The organism is Streptomyces sp. NPDC004629 (assembly GCF_042873595.1).
Lineage (GTDB): Bacteria > Actinomycetota > Actinomycetes > Streptomycetales > Streptomycetaceae > Streptomyces.
This window is the reverse complement of the sequence record NZ_JBIALO010000012.1, coordinates 92,208-109,564: the sequence shown is the minus strand read 5'-3', so window position 1 is coordinate 109,564 and position 17,357 is coordinate 92,208. Positions and strand designations below refer to the sequence as shown.

The window sequence follows — 17,357 nt, the reverse complement described above, 5'->3', positions numbered from 1 at the left end:
CCGCACGGCGCACACACGATGCCCCGTTAGTGTGTTGGTTCTGCCCGTCCGGTGAGCATCCCGTGATCTCGGCGGTCTCGGCGACCCGCACCGCCCGGACCGCCCCGGACCGCCGGGCCGGGGGCAGACCGCTGCACCTGGAGGTACCCGCCGTGTCCTTGTCCGCCGCCCTGACGGCCGCCGCCCCGTCGCCGTCGCCGTCTCCCTCGGAGTCGACGGCCCCGACGGTGCCCACGCTCCAGGACGCCCAGGAGAGCGCGACCAACGCCGCCAGCTGGATCGAGCAGAACTGGTCGACGTGGCTCGCCATCGGGCTCAGGGTGCTGCTGATCCTGGTGGTGGCGGCGGTGCTGCGCGTGGTGGTGCGACGCGCGATCACCAAGCTGATCGACCGCATGAGCCGGACGGTCCAGGCGGTCGACGGGACGGCGCTGAGCGGGCTGCTGGTCAACGCCGAGCGCCGCCGCCAGCGCTCGCAGGCGATCGGCTCGGTGCTCAGGTCGGTGGCGTCGTTCCTGATCCTCGGCACGGCGGCCCTGATGGTCCTTTCCACGTTCCAGATCAATCTGGCCCCGCTGCTCGCCTCGGCCGGTGTCGCGGGTGTGGCGATCGGTTTCGGCGCCCGCAACCTGGTGACGGACTTCCTCTCCGGTGTCTTCATGATCCTGGAGGACCAGTACGGGGTCGGCGACCAGATCGACGCGGGCGTCGCCACCGGTGAGGTCATCGAGGTCGGCCTGCGGGTGACCAAGCTGCGCGGCGCCGACGGCGAGATCTGGTACGTCCGCAACGGCGAGGTCAAGCGCATCGGCAACCTCTCGCAGGGCTGGGCGACGGCCGGGGTGGACGTGACGGTGCGGCCCACCGAGGACCTGGAGCGGCTGAAGGCCACGCTCGCCGAGGTCGCCGAGCGGATGGGTAAGGAGGAGCCCTGGAACGAACTGCTCTGGGGCCCGATCGAGGTGCTCGGCCTGGACAGCGTCCTGGTCGACTCGATGACGATCCGGCTCTCCGCCAAGACGATGCCGGGCAAGTCGCTGGCCGTCGAGCGTGAGCTGCGCTGGCGCATCAAGCGGGCGTTCGACGCGGCGGACATCCGGATCGTGGGCGGGGAGCCCGTGACGGCGGAGCCCGCGGCACCCGACCCGACGGCGTCCGTCGCGGCCCCGTCGGCGTTCGGCAACGCCGGGTCCCCCCAGTCCGAGGCGGCGACCCCGATCGTCCCCCCGCGCGCCCCGACGAAGTAGGCGACCGGAGGCGGATCGGTTCAGCACACTCGTTCGAGTGACGGTGCCCGCCATTCCCGCACCGCACGTCGTGCCGGCCGTGCATTGTCCTGCCGGGGCACCCGGCAGAGGCTTAGCCTGGCACCAGCGCGACAAGGAGAACCAGCGATGAGCGCCGAACCGATGATGGAGCCGGTCATGACGCAGGTGGACCCATCGACCTGTTGAGTGCGATCGAAGAGGCGTCACGGGTGCCGATTCGACCGGAGTACGTCGAGGGGACGGTCATCGTGCCGCCGCAGCCGAACGACAACCACAACCACGGCACCTTCGAGCTGTGCTATCAGCTCCGTGTGGCCGGATTCGACCTCGTGGGCATGGGCAACGGTTCTCGCGCCGCACACAAGGACGGCAGCACGATGGCACTGGTCGTTCCGGACTTCTATGTGCGCCGGCGCAAGGCATCCGAACTCGACGAGTCCTATCGCAAGGCCCACAAGGGCTGGTACCCCATGGACATGCTCGCTCTCGTCGGCGAGGTGACGTCGAGCAACCACTGGGCGGACACCAGTCCGAAGCTGCGCGCCTACGCCGCCGCGGGTGTTCCGGTCTACGTCCTGATCCACCGGGACACCGCCATGGCCCACTGCCTCAGCGGCCCGGTTCTCCCGGGCGAGAACCCGGCCAAGGCGTACTACAGCGAGGAGGACAAGGTCGACCTGGGCTCGCCCCTTCCCCTCCCGGCCCCCTACCCCGCGCTGGACACCACCCCGTTCCTCAAGGACTGACCCTCTCTTGACGCCTCCTTCCCGGGGCGCTTACGTTTCCAGCCGACAGGAAACTTTCCTAACAGTGATCTTGGGTGGACATGACACCGGGGCCGCTGGAAGGCTGGGCAGGGGGAAGGGCAGGTGTCGAGACAGATGGCAGGATCCGCCGGCACGCCGGGCACTCCGCGCGTCCTGCGCGCCATGAACGATCGCACCGCGCTGGACCTGCTGCTGGAGCACGGCCCGCTGTCCCGCACCCGGATCGGCAAGCTCACCGGCCTGTCCAAGCCGACCGCCTCGCAGCTGCTGGCCCGTCTGGAGGCGGCCGGGCTGGTGCGGGCCACCGGCACCAGCGAGGGCCGCCCGGGCCCCAACGCCCAGCTCTACGCGGTCAACCCGACCGCCGCGCACGCCGCCGGACTCGACGTCGCCCCCGGCCGCATCCGCGCCGCCGTCGCCGACATCACCGGACGCACCGTCGGCGCATACGAACTGCCCACCCCCGGCAGACGCCCGGCACAACCCGTCGTACGCCAGGTGACCGACGCGCTGGACGGCGCGGTGAAGGCCGCCGGACTGGCCCGCGCCGATCTGCACCGCCTGGTCATCGGCACGCCGGGCGCCTTCGACCCGGGCACCGGCCGGCTGCGCTACGCCTCCCACCTGCCCGGCTGGCACGCCCCGGCACTGCTGGAGGAACTGGCCGCGGCGCTGCCGATGCCGGTCGAGTACGAGAACGACGTCAACCTCGTCGCCATCGCCGAGCAGCGGCTCGGCGCGGCCCGCGGGCACGGCGACTTCGTACTCCTGTGGAACCAGGAGGGCCTGGGCGCCGCCCTGGTCCTCGGCGGCCGGCTGCACCGCGGCTGGACCGGCGGCGCCGGTGAGGTCGGCTTCCTGCCGGTGCCGGGCACGCCCCTGGTGCGCCAGGTCACCAAGGCCAACAGCGGCGGCTACCAGGAACTCGCCGGCTCCCAGGCCCTGCCCCGGCTGGCCCGGGAGCTGGGCATCACGGATGTGCCGAGCGGGCCGTACGCGGAGGTCGCCGCCCGGCTCGTGGCCCGTGCCGCCGATCACGCCGGCGGCCCCCACCGGGAGCTGCTGCGGACGTACGCCACCCGGCTCGCCACCGGTCTCGCCTCGCTCGTCGCCGTCCTCGACCCCGAACTCGTCGTCCTCAGCGGCACCTCCCTCACCTCCGGCGGCGAGGTGCTGCGCGCCCTCGTGCAGGCCGAGTTGGCGGAGCTGGCCGCGCCCCGCCCGCGCCTCGTCGTCGGCGACGTCCAGGAACACCCCGTGCTGCGCGGCGCGTTGGAGAGCGCCCTCGCCACCACCCGCGACGAGGTCTTCGACACCTCGCGCTGAGCCCCGCACCGCCCTTCCGGCCCACCGCCCTCAGCACCGCACCCGCAGCACCGCACAGCACCGCCCCTTCCCTCACCGCCCGCCCCAGGGAGACCCCGCCATGCCCCGAGCCATACCCGGAGTGGTCCGAAACACGGCTTTCGCCCTCACCGCCTCGCTGGCGCTGCTCGCCACGGCCTGTACCGGCCAGACCGGTTCGGGCGCCGACGACGACGCCTCGAAGGAGACCAGCATCAACTTCTGGCACGCCTGGAGCGCGCCGAGCGAGGTGCGTGCGGTCACCTCCCTGATCGCGGGCTTCGAGAAGGCCCACCCCACCATCCACGTCAACGTCGTCGGCAACATGACCGACGACAAGATCAACCAGGCGCTGCGCACCGGCGGCGACGAGGCGCCCGATGTGATCTCCTCCTTCACCACCAACAACGTCGGCAAGTTCTGCTCGTCCGGCGCGCTGGTCGATCTGAACCCGTTCTTCGAGAAGTCGGGCATCGACCCGGAGACGACGTTCCCGAAGGCGATGAACGAGTACACCCAGTACGACGGCAACCGCTGCACGGTGCCGCTGCTGGGCGACGCGTACGGGCTCTACTACAACAAGACCGCGTTCGAGAAGGCCGGCATCACCAGGCCGCCGAAGACCTGGACCGAGTTCCAGAAGGACGCCGAGAAGCTGACGATCCCCCGGGGCGACGGCTACCGGCAACTCGGTTTCATGCCGAACTACCACGGCTGGGAATCCACCACCGAGCACTACTTCGCGCAGTTCTCGCCGACGTACTTCGACTCCGACGGCAAGTCGAACCTCGCCGAGGACCCCGCCTTCCAGGCCGGGTTCGAGCTGCAGAAGCGGCTCGTCGACGCACTCGGCGGATTCCAGAAGCTGGAGAAGTTCCGCGCCACGCTCGGCGACGAGTGGGGTCCCAAACACCCCTTCCACACCGGCCAGGTGGCCATGCAACTCGACGGCGAGTGGCGGCTCGGCATGGCCGAGGAGGCGGATCCGGACTTCGAGATCGGCGTCGCGCCGCTGCCCGTCCCCGACGACCAGGCGGACCAGTACGGCAAGGGCTACATCACCGGCACCATCGCGGGCATCGCCGCCACCAGCGAGAAGCAGAACGCGGCCTGGGAGTTGGTGAAGTACCTGACCACCGACACGGACGCGGTGGTGGACTTCGCCAACGCCATCCACAACGTGCCCTCCACGCTGGCCGCCCTCAAGTCGCCGAAGCTGACATACGACCCGCGGTTCAAGACGTTCCTGGACATCGCGGCGAACCCGCACTCCACCACGACACCCCCCTCCGTCAACGGCGGCGTGTACCTCGTGACGATCCAGCAGTTCGGGTACGCGTACGAGAGCGGCAGGGTCACCGATCTGAAGGCGGGCCTGAGGAAGACGGCCGCGCAGATCGACACGGACATCGAGCAGGCGAAGTAGCACGGGGTTCCTCGGACATGAGCACCGTGACCCTCGCGTCCAAGCGCCGCCGTGCGGCGCTTCGCACGCTCGCTTTCATGTCGCCGTGGCTGATCGGCTTCGCGGTCTTCTTCGCGTACCCGCTGATCTCGACGGTCTACTTCTCGTTCATGCACTACGACGGTTTCCGACCGCCGACGTGGAGCGGCACGAAGAACTGGACCTATGTCTTCGAGCACTACCCGCTGTTCTGGCCCGCCCTGCGCAACACCCTGTGGCTGGTGGTCGTCATGGTCGGCCTCCGGGTGGTGTTCGGCCTCGGCGTCGGGATGCTCATCACCCGGATCAAGACGGGCACGGGCGTCTTCCGCACCCTGTTCTATCTGCCCTACCTCGCCCCGCCGGTGGCCGCGACGATGGCCTTCGCCTTTCTGCTCAACCCCGGCACCGGACCGGTCGACGCACTGCTGGAGAAGGCCGGTCTCCCGGCCCCGGGCTGGTTCAACGACCCCGCCTGGTCCAAGCCGGCGCTGACCCTGCTGGCCCTGTGGGGGGTCGGCGACCTGATGGTCATCTTCATGGCCGCGCTGCTCGACGTGCCGACGGAGCAGTACGAGGCGGCCGAGCTGGACGGGGCGTCGGCGTGGCAGCGTTTCCGGTACGTCACCCTGCCGAACATCTCCCCGATCGTGATGTTCGCCGTGGTCACGGGCGTGATCCAGACAATGCAGTACTACACGCAGCCGCTGATCGCCGGGAAGGTCGCCTCGGGCGTGATCCAGGGCGCGGGCACCCAGTTCGAACCCGGCTATCCGGAGAAGTCCACGCTCACCCTCCCCCAACTCGTCTACAACCTCGGCTTCCAGCGCTTCGACTACGGCTCCGCGTGTGTGATCGCCCTCGTCCTCTTCGCCCTGTCGATGGCGTTCACCGCGTTGCTGATGCGGCGCCGGGGCGGCCTCATCCAGGCAGGTGACTGACCATGACCCAGGTACCGGCCCCACCGCTGAAGACGCCCGCGCCCCTCTCCCCCGCCCGGCGCGCCGCGCGGCGCCGGGCGCTGCTGGAGTGGATCGGCGTCCACTGCCTCGGCGTGGCCGCCGCGCTGTTCTTCACACTGCCCTTCGTGTTCGTCCTGCTGACGTCCCTGATGAGCGACAGCCAGGCGCTGAGCCGGGACCTGATCCCGCACCCCTGGGAGTGGGGCAACTACCGAACGGTGTTCGCCACGCCCGGCTTCCTGACCTGGTGGAAGAACACGCTGGTCTACGCCGGCCTGGGCACGGTGCTGACGGTCCTCTCCTCACTCCCGGTGGCGTACGCGCTCGCCAAGTTCCGCTTCCGGGGCCGCAATCTGTCACTGATGCTGGTGATCTCGATGATGATGCTGCCACCGCAGGTCATCATCATCCCGATGTATCTGTTCTGGGCGAAGCAGCTCGATCTGTCCGGCACCCTGTGGCCGCTGATCATCCCGATGGCGTTCGGTGACGCGTTCTCCGTCTTCCTGCTGCGCCAGTTCCTGATGACCATTCCCGACGAGTATCTGGACGCGGCGAAGGTGGACGGCTGCGGCGAGCTGCGGACGCTGCTGCGGGTCGTGCTGCCGATGGCGAAGCCGGGCATCGCGGCCGTCGCCCTGTTCCAGTTCTTCTACGCCTGGAACGACTACTTCGGCCCGCAGATCTACGCGTCCGAGAACCCCGGCGCCTGGACCCTGAGCTACGGCCTTGAGTCCTTCAAGGGCGCCCACCACACCGACTGGAACCTCACCATGGCCGCGACCATCCTGGTCATGGCCCCCGTGATCCTCGTGTTCTTCTTCGCCCAGCGGGCGTTCGTCGAGGGCGTCACGCTCACCGGAGTGAAGGGTTGATGGCATGAAACTCACCGTGGTCGGCGGAGGCTCGACCTACACGCCCGAACTGATCGACGGATTCGCACGGTTGAGGGACACCTTGCCCGTCGCGGAGCTGGTCCTGGTCGACCCGGCCGCCGAACGCCTTGAGCTGGTCGGCGGGCTGGCCCGGCGTATCTTCGCCAAGCAGCGGCACCCCGGCCGGATCGTCACCACCGCCGACCTGGACGCGGGCGTCGCGGGCGCCGACGCCGTGCTGCTCCAGCTGCGCGTCGGCGGCCAGGCCGCCCGGCAGCAGGACGAGACCTGGCCCCTTGAGTGCGGCTGCGTCGGCCAGGAGACGACCGGCGCCGGCGGTCTCGCCAAGGCGCTGCGCACCGTGCCGGTCGTCCTCGACATCGCCGAACGCGTCCGCCGCACCAACCCGGACGCCTGGATCATCGACTTCACCAACCCGGTCGGCATCGTCACCCGCGCCCTGCTCCAGGCCGGGCACCGGGCGGTCGGGCTGTGCAACGTGGCGATCGGCCTCCAGCGGAAGTTCGCGGCCCTGCTCGGCACCGCCCCGCAGGACCTGCACCTCGACCATGTGGGCCTCAACCACCTCACCTGGGAGACCGGAGTACGGCTCGGCGGACCCGAGGGCGAGGACGTGCTGCCGCAGCTGCTCGCGCGGCACGGCGCCACCGTCGCCGCCGATCTGCGCCTGCCCCGGCCCCTGCTGGACCGCCTCGGCGTGGTCCCGTCGTACTACCTGCGCTACTACTACGCGCACGACGCGGTGGTACGGGAGCTGCGCACCAAGCCCTCCCGGGCGGCCGAGGTCGCCGCGATGGAACGGCAGTTGCTGGAGATGTACGGCGATCCGGCCCTGGACGAGAAGCCGGCGCTGCTCGCCAAGCGCGGCGGCGCCTACTACTCGGAGGCCGCGGTGGACCTGGCGGCGGCGCTGCTGGGCGGCGCGGGCAGCCCGTACCAGGTGGTGAACACCCACAACCGGGGCACGCTGCCCTTCCTGCCGGACGACGCGGTGATCGAGGTGCAGGCGGCGGTCGGACCGAAGGGGCCCGTGCCGCTGCCGGTGCCGCCGCTCGACCCGCTGTACGCGGGGCTGGTGGCGAACGTGACGGCGTACGAGGAGCTGGCCCTGCGGGCGGCGCTGCACGGCGGCCGTGAGCGGGTGTTCGCGGCGCTGCTGGCGCACCCCCTGATCGGCCAGTACGCGTACGCCGACGACCTCACCGACCGTCTGATCGCGCACAACCGGGAGCATCTCGCGTGGGCCTGAACGCAAGCGTCCTCGCCATCGACGCGGGCAACAGCAAGACCGACGTGGCGGTGGTGGCGGCGGACGGGACCGTCCTCGCCACCGCACGCGGCGGCGGCTTCCGGCCGCCCGCGGTGGGCGTGAGCACGGCCGTCGACACGATCGCCGACGCGGTCGCGCGGGCCTACGCCGCCGCGGGCGTCACCTCCGTCGCGCATGTCTCCGCGTGTCTGGCGAACGCCGATCTGCCCGTGGAGGAGGAGCAGTTGACCGCCGCGCTGCACGCGCGCGCGTGGGGCGGCACGGTGGCGGTGCGCAACGACACCTTCGCGATCCTGCGGGCGGGCGTGGCCGAGCCCCGCGGCGTCGCGGTGGTCTGCGGCGCGGGCATCAACTGCGTCGGCATGCGGCCCGACGGCCGCACCGCCCGCTTCCCGGCGATCGGCCGCATCTCCGGTGACTGGGGCGGTGGTTGGGCGCTCGCCGAGGAGGCGCTGTGGCACGCGGCACGCGCCGAGGACGGGCGCGGCGCGCCGACCCGGCTGGCCCGGACCCTGCCCGCCCACTTCGGCCTGGACTCCATGTACGCGCTCATCGAGGCGCTGCACCTGGAACACGTCGAGTACGGCCGCCGGCACGAGCTGACGCCGGTGATGTTCGCGACGGCGGCGGAGGGGGACACCGTCGCCCGGTCGATCGTGGACCGGCTGGCCGACGAGGTGGTGACCATGGCGACGGTGGCGCTGACCCGGCTGGACCTGCTGGACGAGGAGGTTCCGGTGCTGCTCGGCGGCGGAGTCCTCACCGCCGGCCACGCCCGGCTCGACACCGGCGTCAGGGACCGGCTGGCGGCACGCGCACCGAAGGCGGTGCCCCGGGTGGTGACGGCGAGCCCGGTACTGGGAGCGGCCCTCCTGGGCCTGGACCACCTGAACGCATCTCCCGAGGCCCAGGACCGCACAAAGGCCCACTGGCAACGCCCCCAGCTCCCGACCCCCTGATGCGGCACGCCAAGGCGGACAGCGGGGGTGGCATCCCGCCGTGGCCGACCGCGGCGCCGTCGGGCTGAGCACGCCGTTCCCCGCGCCCCTTCGGGGCGGCTGCCGGGGGCCGGACGAAGCCGCGCCGCACATGCACGGCAAGGGGCGGTGAACAGCCCTCCCTCCGGCGTCGGCGGCCCCCACCGGGAACCCTCGGCGGCTCCGGGCTCGGTGGGTGCGGGGGTGGGGAACCGAACTGGTTCCCGGGGCGTATTCATGGGCAAGGGGTGGTGAAGAACTCGGCGTCATGGCCGGAGGCAACCGCTGGGGTTCGATCAAGATCCAGTGAAGGCCGGTGCGAATGTCGGTCCCTGCGGCGATACTTGGCGGCGACGGATGACCATGGGGGAGGTCGAGGTGACACACCCGCCGGAGAACAGCGCGGCGCCACCGGGAGCGGGCCCGGCCACGGGCCTGCCCACCATGCCCGCCGTGCCACCGCGGCCGGCACCCCCCGCACCGCCCGGGAACCCCTCCGCTCCGGCCCGTCGCACCGCCTTCGCCGAGGGCGTGGACCGGCTGCGCGCCGCCGCGACCACCGAACCGGGCCGGCTGCGCCTCATCGGCGCCCTGATCGCCCTGCTGGTCGTCGCGTTCGGCGCGGTCACCGCCTGGCAGACCTACGACCGCACGGCCGCCGCGGACGACGTGCTGAACCGCAGCCAGCCGCTCAGCTCGGACGCGGCCGACATCTACCGCTCGCTCGCCGACGCCAACACGGCGGCCTCCAGCGGCTTCCTGGCGGGCGGCCAGGAGACCGCCGCCGCCGGCAGCCGGTACGAGAAGGACATCCGGACGGCGGCGGAGAAACTGGTCAAGGCCGCCGCCAACTCGGAGCCGGAGTCCCCCTCCGCGGCGGCCATAGCCAAGCTCAACCGGCTGCTGCCGGAGTACAAGGGCCTGGTCGAGCGGGCCCGCGTCTACAACCGGCAGGGCTACCCGGTGGGCGGCGCCTATCTGCGGCTCGCCAACAGCAGGATGCAGGACCAGATGCTGCCCGCGGCCGAGGAGCTGTACAAGTCGGAGAACGAGCGGCTGAAGGCCGACTACGGGGACGCGACGCCCTACCCGTGGGCGGCGATGGCCCTCGGCGTCGTCGCCCTGGGCGCGCTGGCCTGGGCCCAGCACCGTACGTACCGGCGCACGAACCGCGTCCTCAACCACGGTCTGGTGGCCGCGTCCGGCGCCGCCGTGATCGTCCTGCTCTGGCTGGTCGTGGGTCACTCCGTCGCCCGGTCGGGCCTCAACGGCTCCTACGACCACGGCGTCCGCTCGCTGAACGCGCTGCACGACGCCCGCATCGCCTCCCTGAAGGCCCGCGGCAACGAGAACCTGAGCCTGGTGGCCCGCGGCGCCGACACCGTCAAGGTCGGTGAGAAGACGTACGACAAGTACTACTACGACTTCGACCGGGACATCGCCGACCTCGGCAAGCACCTGGCCGAGGCGCAGCGGCTCGCCGACGACACCGCCGGCGGAAAGCCGGTGGCCGCGGCCGAGGCGGACATGGCGGTGTGGCGGCAGCGCCACGACTCGGTCCGCACCGAGGACGAGAACGGCAACTACCAGCAGGCCCTGGACAAGGTGATCGGCGACAAGGACGCGACCGGCGAGTGCTTCGACAGCGTGGACGACAATCTGCGGACGGCACTTGAGCACGAGCAGAAGGAGTTCAAGCAGTCGGCGCGCGACGGCCTGCACGCGATGGGCTTCCTGCCCGCCGGCGCCGCGGTCCTCGCCGTCCTGGGCGCGTCGGGCGCGGTGCTCGGCATCGGGCGCCGGCTTTCGGAGTACCGGTGAGAGGGGCGCGACGATGAACGCACGCGTGGAGCGCGGTCGCCGGGCCTCGCTGCGGGGCTGGGGCGGGGTCGGCGCGATGGCCGCCGGCTGCGCCCTGGCGCTGGCGTCCGTCCTGCTGCTGCCGCTGGCCCAGGCGCCCGACGACCCGGACGACGCGCGGCGCTCCGGCACGGGGCACGTCGCCGCCGGCAGCCAGGCGCGCGCCGACGCCTGCGAGGACCCGGAGAAGCAGACGCTGTCCCCGTCGGGCGCGGACGGTCCCACCATCGACGCCATCAAGGCCCGCGAGGGCGCCAAGCGGAAGCTGATCGTCGGCGTCGACCAGAACAGCTACCGCTGGGGCTACCGCAACCCGAACACCGAGGGCGCGGAACTGGAGGGCTTCGACATCGACCTGGCGCACCGGATCGCCGAGGACATCCTCGGCGACCGGAACGCCGTCCAGTTCAAGGCCATCCCGACCAACCAGCGCATCCCCGCCATCGAGGACGGCCGGGTCGACATGGTGGTGCGCACCATGACCATCGCCTGCGACCGGCTGTCCGAAGTGGCCTTCTCCGCCCCGTATTTCAAGACCGGCCAGCAGGTGCTGGCCCCCAAGGCGTCGTCGGTCACCGGGTACGACGATTCGCTGGCACACCGGCGGATCTGCACGGCGACCGGTTCGACGGCGTACGCCAAGCTGGCTCAGGACCGGCAGAACGGCCGGCTGCCGTCCTCCGCGGACATCTCCGTCACCGTGCCCAACCAGCTCGACTGCCTGGTACAGCTCCAACTCGGCCAGGTGGACGCCGTGGTCACCGACGGCGCGCTCGCCGCGAGCCAGGCCGCCCAGGACCCCACGGTCGAACTGAAGGGCGCCGCGTTCACCACCGAGTACTACGGCGTGGCGATGAAGAAGGACGCCGACGATCTGGTACGCCGGGTCAACCGGATCCTGGTGGACTACCGCGCGGACGGCTGGCAGAGGTCGTACGACGAGTGGCTGTCGGCGACACTGGGGAAGGACGCGGCGCCCTCGAAGCCGCCCGCGCCGCAGTATCTGCGCGGCAGCTGACCGGGCATCGGCCGGCCGATCTTTGGGCAGACCTTCGACCGAACAACCCCGAACGACCGAATACTTCGAACGACCGAACACTTCGAACAGAGACCAGGACCACACAGCAGCGAGAGGTGATCGATGGGCGTCACGGACCCCGCCGGGCCGGTGATGGACCGGGACGAGGTGGACCGTGCGCTGGCGCGGCTCGGCGCGGAGCACGAGGCAATCGAGACGTCGCTCCTCGCCCTCCAGGACCACGCGGGCCGCAGACTCCTCGAAGGCGCCGAGCTGACCGGCACGACCAGGGAGCGCTGGTCGTCCGCGGAGGCGTCGATCACGCTGCTGTGGGCCTATTTCGACGCGTACACGGCCGCCCTGCGCACCGCCCGGGAGATCCGCGCCCGGCGTCGCTGGTCCAGCCGCGAGGACCTGGTGGAGCTGACCGAACTGCTGCGCGGCGAGTCCGTCACGGTCGCCGGCAGCGCCACGGCGACCGCGAACGCGCCGACCCTGACCGGCCCCGGCCGGCTCAGCCAGAGTTTCAGCCTGGCCGGCCTCGTGGACCGGATGAACGAGCTGTACGCGTCCTCGCTGGACATGGTCGTCGCCGCCGACGCGGTCTGGTCGGCGCTGCCCGCCCGGATCGACCTGCTGGCCGCGGAACTGCAGCGCACCCGCAAGCTGGCGCACTCGGTGGGCGTGCGCCCCGGCGAGCACCCGGCGGGCGACGACCTGGAGCGCATCACCCGCACGCTGACCCGGCTGCGCGAGGAGGTCGTCTCCGACCCGCTCGCCTTCTGGGTTCCCACGCAGGGCAGTTCGGCGCCGGGCGGCGGCCGGCCGGACACCACGGTGTACGACCGGGAGGCGCGCGCCCTGGAGGACGTGCGCCGCGAGATCGACGCCGTACTGACGGTACGTCAGGACGCGGAGGCCCGGCTGATCAAGTTGCGGGATGTGCTGTCCCGCGCGGACCGCACGCTCGCCGAGGCGCGCACCGCGCGCGGCGAGGTCCTGGCGAAGATCGCGGCGACGGAGGTGCCGGTGGTCAGCGGGCCGCCGACCGTGCTTCAGGAGCAGCTGGCGACGGCCGCCGAGTACCGCAGGCAGGCCCAGTGGCACCGGCTGTCCCCGCTGCTTGAGTCGTTGGAACAGAAGGCGGAGGACGAACTGCTGCGCGCCCGCGACTCGCTCACCGCGGTCACCGCGCCGCTCGCGGTCCGCGCGGAGCTGCGCGGCCGGCTCGACGCGTACAAGGCGAAGGTCGCCCGGCACGGACTGGCCGAGGACCCGCTGCTCGTCGAGCGGTACGACGCGGCACGGCGCATGCTGTGGAGCGCGCCGTGCGATCTGCGCGTCGCCGAGGAGGCGGTGCTGCGCTACCAGCGGGCCGCCGCCGAACAGCTCGCCGCGGCGCGGGTGCCGGAGCAGGGCGGTCCGCGGGACCGGAGGGGGAACGGCCAGCCATGAGTCAGCCGGGACAGACGTGCCAACGGCCGTCCTGCGAGGGCACGTACGAGGATGTGGGCGGCGGCGAGCTGTACTGCGACACCTGCGGGCTTGCGCCGGTCGTGTCGGCGACCGGGATGGTCGGCTCGCCGCCCACCGGGATCACCGGCGGGGGCCGCGGCTCGGGCTCCTCGGGCAGCACCGGTTCCGGCGCCGGCAGCCGCAGTTCGCGAACCTCGTCGCAGTCGTCGCAGTCGTCGAAGTCGCGGCGCTCGGTGTCGGGACGGCTCTCGCGCGCCCTGTCGGGCCGGTCGGCCGGCCGCTCGGTGTCGGTGCGCAGCTCCGGCTCCGCCGCCGGTTCGTCCGGGCGCGGCCGGCTGGGCGCGGGTCTGGTGGTGGTGCCTCAGGTGCCGCGGCCCGATCCACGGGCGATGGTGCTGGACGACCCGCAGGTGCCCGAGCGCAAGCGGTTCTGCTCGCGTTCGGACTGCGGGGCGCCGGTGGGGCGGGCCCGCGGCGTGCGGCCGGGCCGCACGGAGGGTTTCTGCACCAAGTGCGGGCATCCGTATTCGTTCGTGCCCAAGCTGCGCGCGGGCGATGTCGTGCACGGCCAGTACGAGGTCGCGGGCTGTCTGGCGCACGGCGGTCTGGGCTGGATCTATCTGGCGGTGGACCGCGCGGTCTCCGACCGCTGGGTCGTCCTCAAGGGCCTGCTCGACACGGGCGACCAGGACGCGATGGAGGCGGCGATCTCCGAGCGGCGCTTCCTCGCGGAGATCGAGCACGCCAACATCGTGCGGATCTACAACTTCGTGGAGCACCTGGACCAGCGCACCGGCTCCCTCGACGGCTACATCGTCATGGAGTACGTCGGCGGCAAGTCGCTCAAGGAGATCGCCAACGCCCGCCGCACCCCGGAGGGCAGACGCGATCCGCTGCCGGTGGAGCAGGCGTGCGCCTACGGCATCGAGGCACTGGAGGCGCTCGACCATCTGCACAGCCGCAACCTGCTGTACTGCGACTTCAAGGTCGACAACGCGATCCAGACCGAGGACCAGCTCAAGCTGATAGACATGGGCGCGGTGCGCCGGGTGGACGACGACGAGTCGGCCATCTACGGCACGGTCGGCTACCAGGCGCCGGAGGTCGCGGAGGTCGGCCCCTCGGTCGCCTCCGACCTGTACACGGTCGGCCGTACGCTGGCCGTGCTGACCTTCGACTTCCAGGGCTACACGAACGTCTTCAGGGACTCCCTGCCGGATCCCGACACCATCGATGTCTTCCGGCGGTACGAGTCCTTCTACCGGCTGCTGGTGCGCGCCACCGACCCGGACCCGGCCCGCCGGTTCGCCTCCGCGCAGGAGATGGCCGAGCAGCTGACGGGCGTGCTGCGTGAGGTGGTGTCCCTCCAGACGGGCCGGGCGCGGCCCGCGCTGTCGACGCTGTTCGGCCCCGAACTGAAGGTCACAGACACGGAGTTGTTCCCGCGGCTGACCGAGGACGTGTCGCGGCTGGGGGCGCGGGTGCCGGCCGGGCGGCGGGGCCGCAGATCCGCGGCGGGCGTCCCGTCCGGCGGCGTCCCCGGGGCGTACCTCCCGTCCGCCGCAGGGACCCCGCAGGCCCTCGGCGCCGGGCCGGCGGCCCTCGGCACCACACCGGCAGCTCTCGGCACCGCCCCGGACGCCGTCGGTGCTGCCCCGGACGCCGTCGGTGCTGCCCCGGACGCCGCCGGGGCGGTCTCGGTTGCCGCCGGCGTCTCAAACGCCGCCTCCGGCATCGTCCGCCCCATCGCCGGCCCCGCCGCCGCCCTCGCCCTGCCCGTGCCGCATGTCGACCCGGCCGACCCCAACGCCGGTTTCCTGGCGGGCCTGCTGGCCTCCGCGCCGGGTGAGCTGATCACCGCGCTGGCCGCGGCGCCGCAGCAGACCGTGGAGACCCGGCTGCGCCAGGTCCGCGCCCGGCTGGAGAACGGCGACTTCGACACGGCGCTGACCGCACTGGGTGAGCTGGCGGGCGAACGGCCCGACGACTGGCGGGTGGTCTGGTACCACGGCGTGACCGCGCTGGCCACCGGCGACTTCGAAGGCGCCGCACTGGCCTTCGACGCGGTCTACGACGCCTTCCCCGGCGAGGCCGCGCCGAAGCTCGCGCTCGGCCTGTGCGCGGAGGTGCTGGGCCAGCTGGACAACGCCGCCGAGTACTACCGCCTGGTCTGGTCGACCGATCCGAGTTATGTGAGCGCCGCGTTCGGCCTGGCCCGTGTCCAGCTCGCGGCCGCGGACCGCACCGGCGCGGTACGGACCCTGGAGTCGGTGCCGGAGTCGTCCATCCACTACACGGCGGCGCGCGTGGCGGCCGTACGCGCTCGGCTGCGGCAGCGCACGGCGGGCGCCGGGGACGTACCCTTCCTGGACGACCTGACCGCAGCCGCGGGCCAGGTGGAGGCCCTGGATGCGTACGGTCTCGACCCGGCGCGCCGCGAGCAGTTGTCGGCGGAAGTACTCGGCTGCGCGCTGGACTGGATACTCTCCGGGGGCCGGGCTTCCGCCGGGCCCGCCGCCGGCGGGCGGGTGCTGCTCGGCAACGACCTGGACGAGCGGGGCCTCCGCTTCGGCCTGGAGCGCTCGTACCGCACGCTGGCCCGGCTCGCGCCCGGCGGCGAGGAGAGGATCGACCTGGTGGAACGGGCCAACCGTTACCGCCCCCGGACGTGGGTGTAGTTGATGTCGCACATGCCCCAGCAGGCCGCGCTGTCGAAGTGCCCGAACTGCGCGGAGCCGGTTGAGCCGGGTGACCGGTTCTGCGGTGCGTGCGGGTACGACCTTTCGGTGGTGCCCGCCCTGCCGCAGGACCACCCGACGCTCACCATGGACGCCTCGGGCCGGTCCGCCCCGGACGGCACGGCCTGGCCCGTCGCCCCCGGCACGGACGCCTCCGGCACGCCCGCGGCGGTCCATCTGCCGACCGATCTGCCGGGCACCGACTCGGGCGGCTCCCCGCTGCGCGCGCCGGCGCCCGCCGACGGTACTCCCGCGCCGGGGGTGCGGTTCGACCGGTCGCAGGAGCCCGAGGAATACCGGCCGCAGGAGCCCGAGGAGTACCGGCTACAGGCGCCGGATCCGCGGACGGCCGTCGAGCCCGCCACGCCCGCGGAGGCCGCACAGGTGTGCGTGGCCTGCCGTGCGGGCCGGGTCGACGACGACGGCTACTGCGAGAACTGCGGGCACGCCCAGCCACGCGAACGCGACCACATGGAACGGGAGTCGGGCCCCATCGCCGCGGTCAGCGACCGCGGACTGCGGCACCACCGCAACGAGGACGCCTTCACCGTCGGCCACACCGCGCTGCCCGACGGCTCGCCGGCGGTGCTCGCCGTCGTCTGCGACGGCGTGTCCTCGGCGACCCGCCCCGACGAGGCGTCGCTGGCCGCCTCGCAGGCGGCCGGCGAGGCGCTGCTGTCCGCCCTGCCGCGGGGCACGCATCCGCAGCAGGCGATGCACGAGGCGATCGTCGCGGCCGCACGGGCCGTCAACGCGCTGGCGGACGAGCCCGCCGGCGCCCGCGAGCACGCCCCGCACCAGAACGCCCCGGCCTGCACGATCGTCGGCGCTGTGGTCACCTCCGGGCTGCTGGTGGTCGGCTGGGTCGGCGACAGCCGCGCCTACTGGGTGCCCGTGGACCGCGGCGCGCCGTCGGCCCGGCTCACCGAGGACGACTCGTGGGCCGCGCAGATGGTCGCGGCCGGTCTGATGACCGAGGCGGAGGCGTACGCCGACGAACGCGCCCACGCGATCACCGGCTGGCTCGGCGCGGACGCCTACGAACTGGAGCCGCACACCGCGTCCTTCAAACCGGACCGGCCGGGCGTCGTGGTGGTGTGCACGGACGGCCTGTGGAACTACGCGGAAACGGCCGAGGAGATGGCCGAGGCGGTGCCCCTGGACGCCGCCGTGCGCCCCCTGCACAGCGCCCGGGTGCTGGTCGGCCACGCCCTGGACGGCGGGGGCCACGACAACGTAACAGTGGCCGTCGTACCGTTCCCCGCCCTGCCGCAGGGGGCAGGATCGGCCTGAGGGGCCGCGGACGGGGAGGCCCCGGCGGACCGTGGGGACGGTCC

The 17,357-nt window shown here is 72.3% G+C and carries 13 protein-coding genes; all 13 read left to right on the top strand.

The window, feature by feature from the left end; all coding sequences use genetic code 11:
- Positions 1 to 152 precede the first annotated feature (152 nt).
- Positions 153 to 1,247 carry a mechanosensitive ion channel family protein gene (locus tag ACFYTE_RS20045; protein WP_388712263.1) on the top strand — a complete coding sequence of 365 codons (1,095 nt, stop codon included), beginning with the start codon at positions 153 to 155 and terminating at the stop codon, positions 1,245 to 1,247.
- 230 nt (positions 1,248 to 1,477) lie between these two features.
- Complete coding sequence (locus tag ACFYTE_RS20040) at positions 1,478 to 2,014, top strand: Uma2 family endonuclease (protein ID WP_388711847.1); 537 nt, start codon at positions 1,478 to 1,480, stop codon at positions 2,012 to 2,014.
- 135 nt (positions 2,015 to 2,149) lie between these two features.
- Positions 2,150 to 3,361 carry an ROK family transcriptional regulator gene (locus ACFYTE_RS20035; protein ID WP_388711845.1) on the top strand — a complete coding sequence of 404 codons (1,212 nt, stop codon included), beginning with the start codon at positions 2,150 to 2,152 and terminating at the stop codon, positions 3,359 to 3,361.
- Positions 3,362 to 3,461: 100 nt separating this feature from the next.
- Complete coding sequence (locus tag ACFYTE_RS20030) at positions 3,462 to 4,805, top strand: ABC transporter substrate-binding protein (protein ID WP_388711842.1); 1,344 nt, start codon at positions 3,462 to 3,464, stop codon at positions 4,803 to 4,805.
- A 17-nt stretch (positions 4,806 to 4,822) separates the two neighbouring features.
- Positions 4,823 to 5,764 (top strand): carbohydrate ABC transporter permease, encoded by a 942-nt coding sequence (locus ACFYTE_RS20025; protein ID WP_388711839.1) that lies wholly within the window; start codon positions 4,823 to 4,825, stop codon positions 5,762 to 5,764.
- A 2-nt stretch (positions 5,765 to 5,766) separates the two neighbouring features.
- Positions 5,767 to 6,660, top strand: a complete 894-nt coding sequence (locus ACFYTE_RS20020; protein ID WP_388711836.1) for a carbohydrate ABC transporter permease — start codon at positions 5,767 to 5,769, stop codon at positions 6,658 to 6,660.
- Between the two features lie 4 nt (positions 6,661 to 6,664).
- A complete protein-coding gene (locus tag ACFYTE_RS20015) occupies positions 6,665 to 7,930 on the top strand; it encodes a 6-phospho-beta-glucosidase (protein WP_388711833.1) in 1,266 nt (421 codons plus the stop codon).
- Positions 7,921 to 8,910 (top strand): N-acetylglucosamine kinase, encoded by a 990-nt coding sequence (locus tag ACFYTE_RS20010; protein ID WP_388711830.1) that lies wholly within the window; start codon positions 7,921 to 7,923, stop codon positions 8,908 to 8,910. Before ACFYTE_RS20015 ends, ACFYTE_RS20010 begins: the two co-directional genes overlap by 10 nt.
- Before the next feature lie 396 nt (positions 8,911 to 9,306).
- On the top strand, positions 9,307 to 10,749 hold the full coding sequence (locus ACFYTE_RS20005; RefSeq protein ID WP_388711828.1) for a hypothetical protein: 1,443 nt from the start codon (positions 9,307 to 9,309) through the stop codon (positions 10,747 to 10,749).
- 13 nt (positions 10,750 to 10,762) lie between these two features.
- A complete protein-coding gene (locus ACFYTE_RS20000) occupies positions 10,763 to 11,806 on the top strand; it encodes a glutamate ABC transporter substrate-binding protein (RefSeq protein WP_388711826.1) in 1,044 nt (347 codons plus the stop codon).
- Positions 11,807 to 11,929: 123 nt separating this feature from the next.
- Positions 11,930 to 13,261: a hypothetical protein gene (locus ACFYTE_RS19995; protein WP_388711823.1), complete on the top strand. Its 1,332-nt coding sequence runs from the start codon at positions 11,930 to 11,932 to the stop codon at positions 13,259 to 13,261.
- Complete coding sequence (locus ACFYTE_RS19990) at positions 13,258 to 15,960, top strand: tetratricopeptide repeat protein (RefSeq protein ID WP_388711820.1); 2,703 nt, start codon at positions 13,258 to 13,260, stop codon at positions 15,958 to 15,960. Before ACFYTE_RS19995 ends, ACFYTE_RS19990 begins: the two co-directional genes overlap by 4 nt.
- 3 nt (positions 15,961 to 15,963) lie before the next feature.
- Positions 15,964 to 17,313 (top strand): PP2C family serine/threonine-protein phosphatase, encoded by a 1,350-nt coding sequence (locus ACFYTE_RS19985; protein WP_388711815.1) that lies wholly within the window; start codon positions 15,964 to 15,966, stop codon positions 17,311 to 17,313.
- The last annotated feature ends 44 nt before the right edge of the window (positions 17,314 to 17,357 follow it).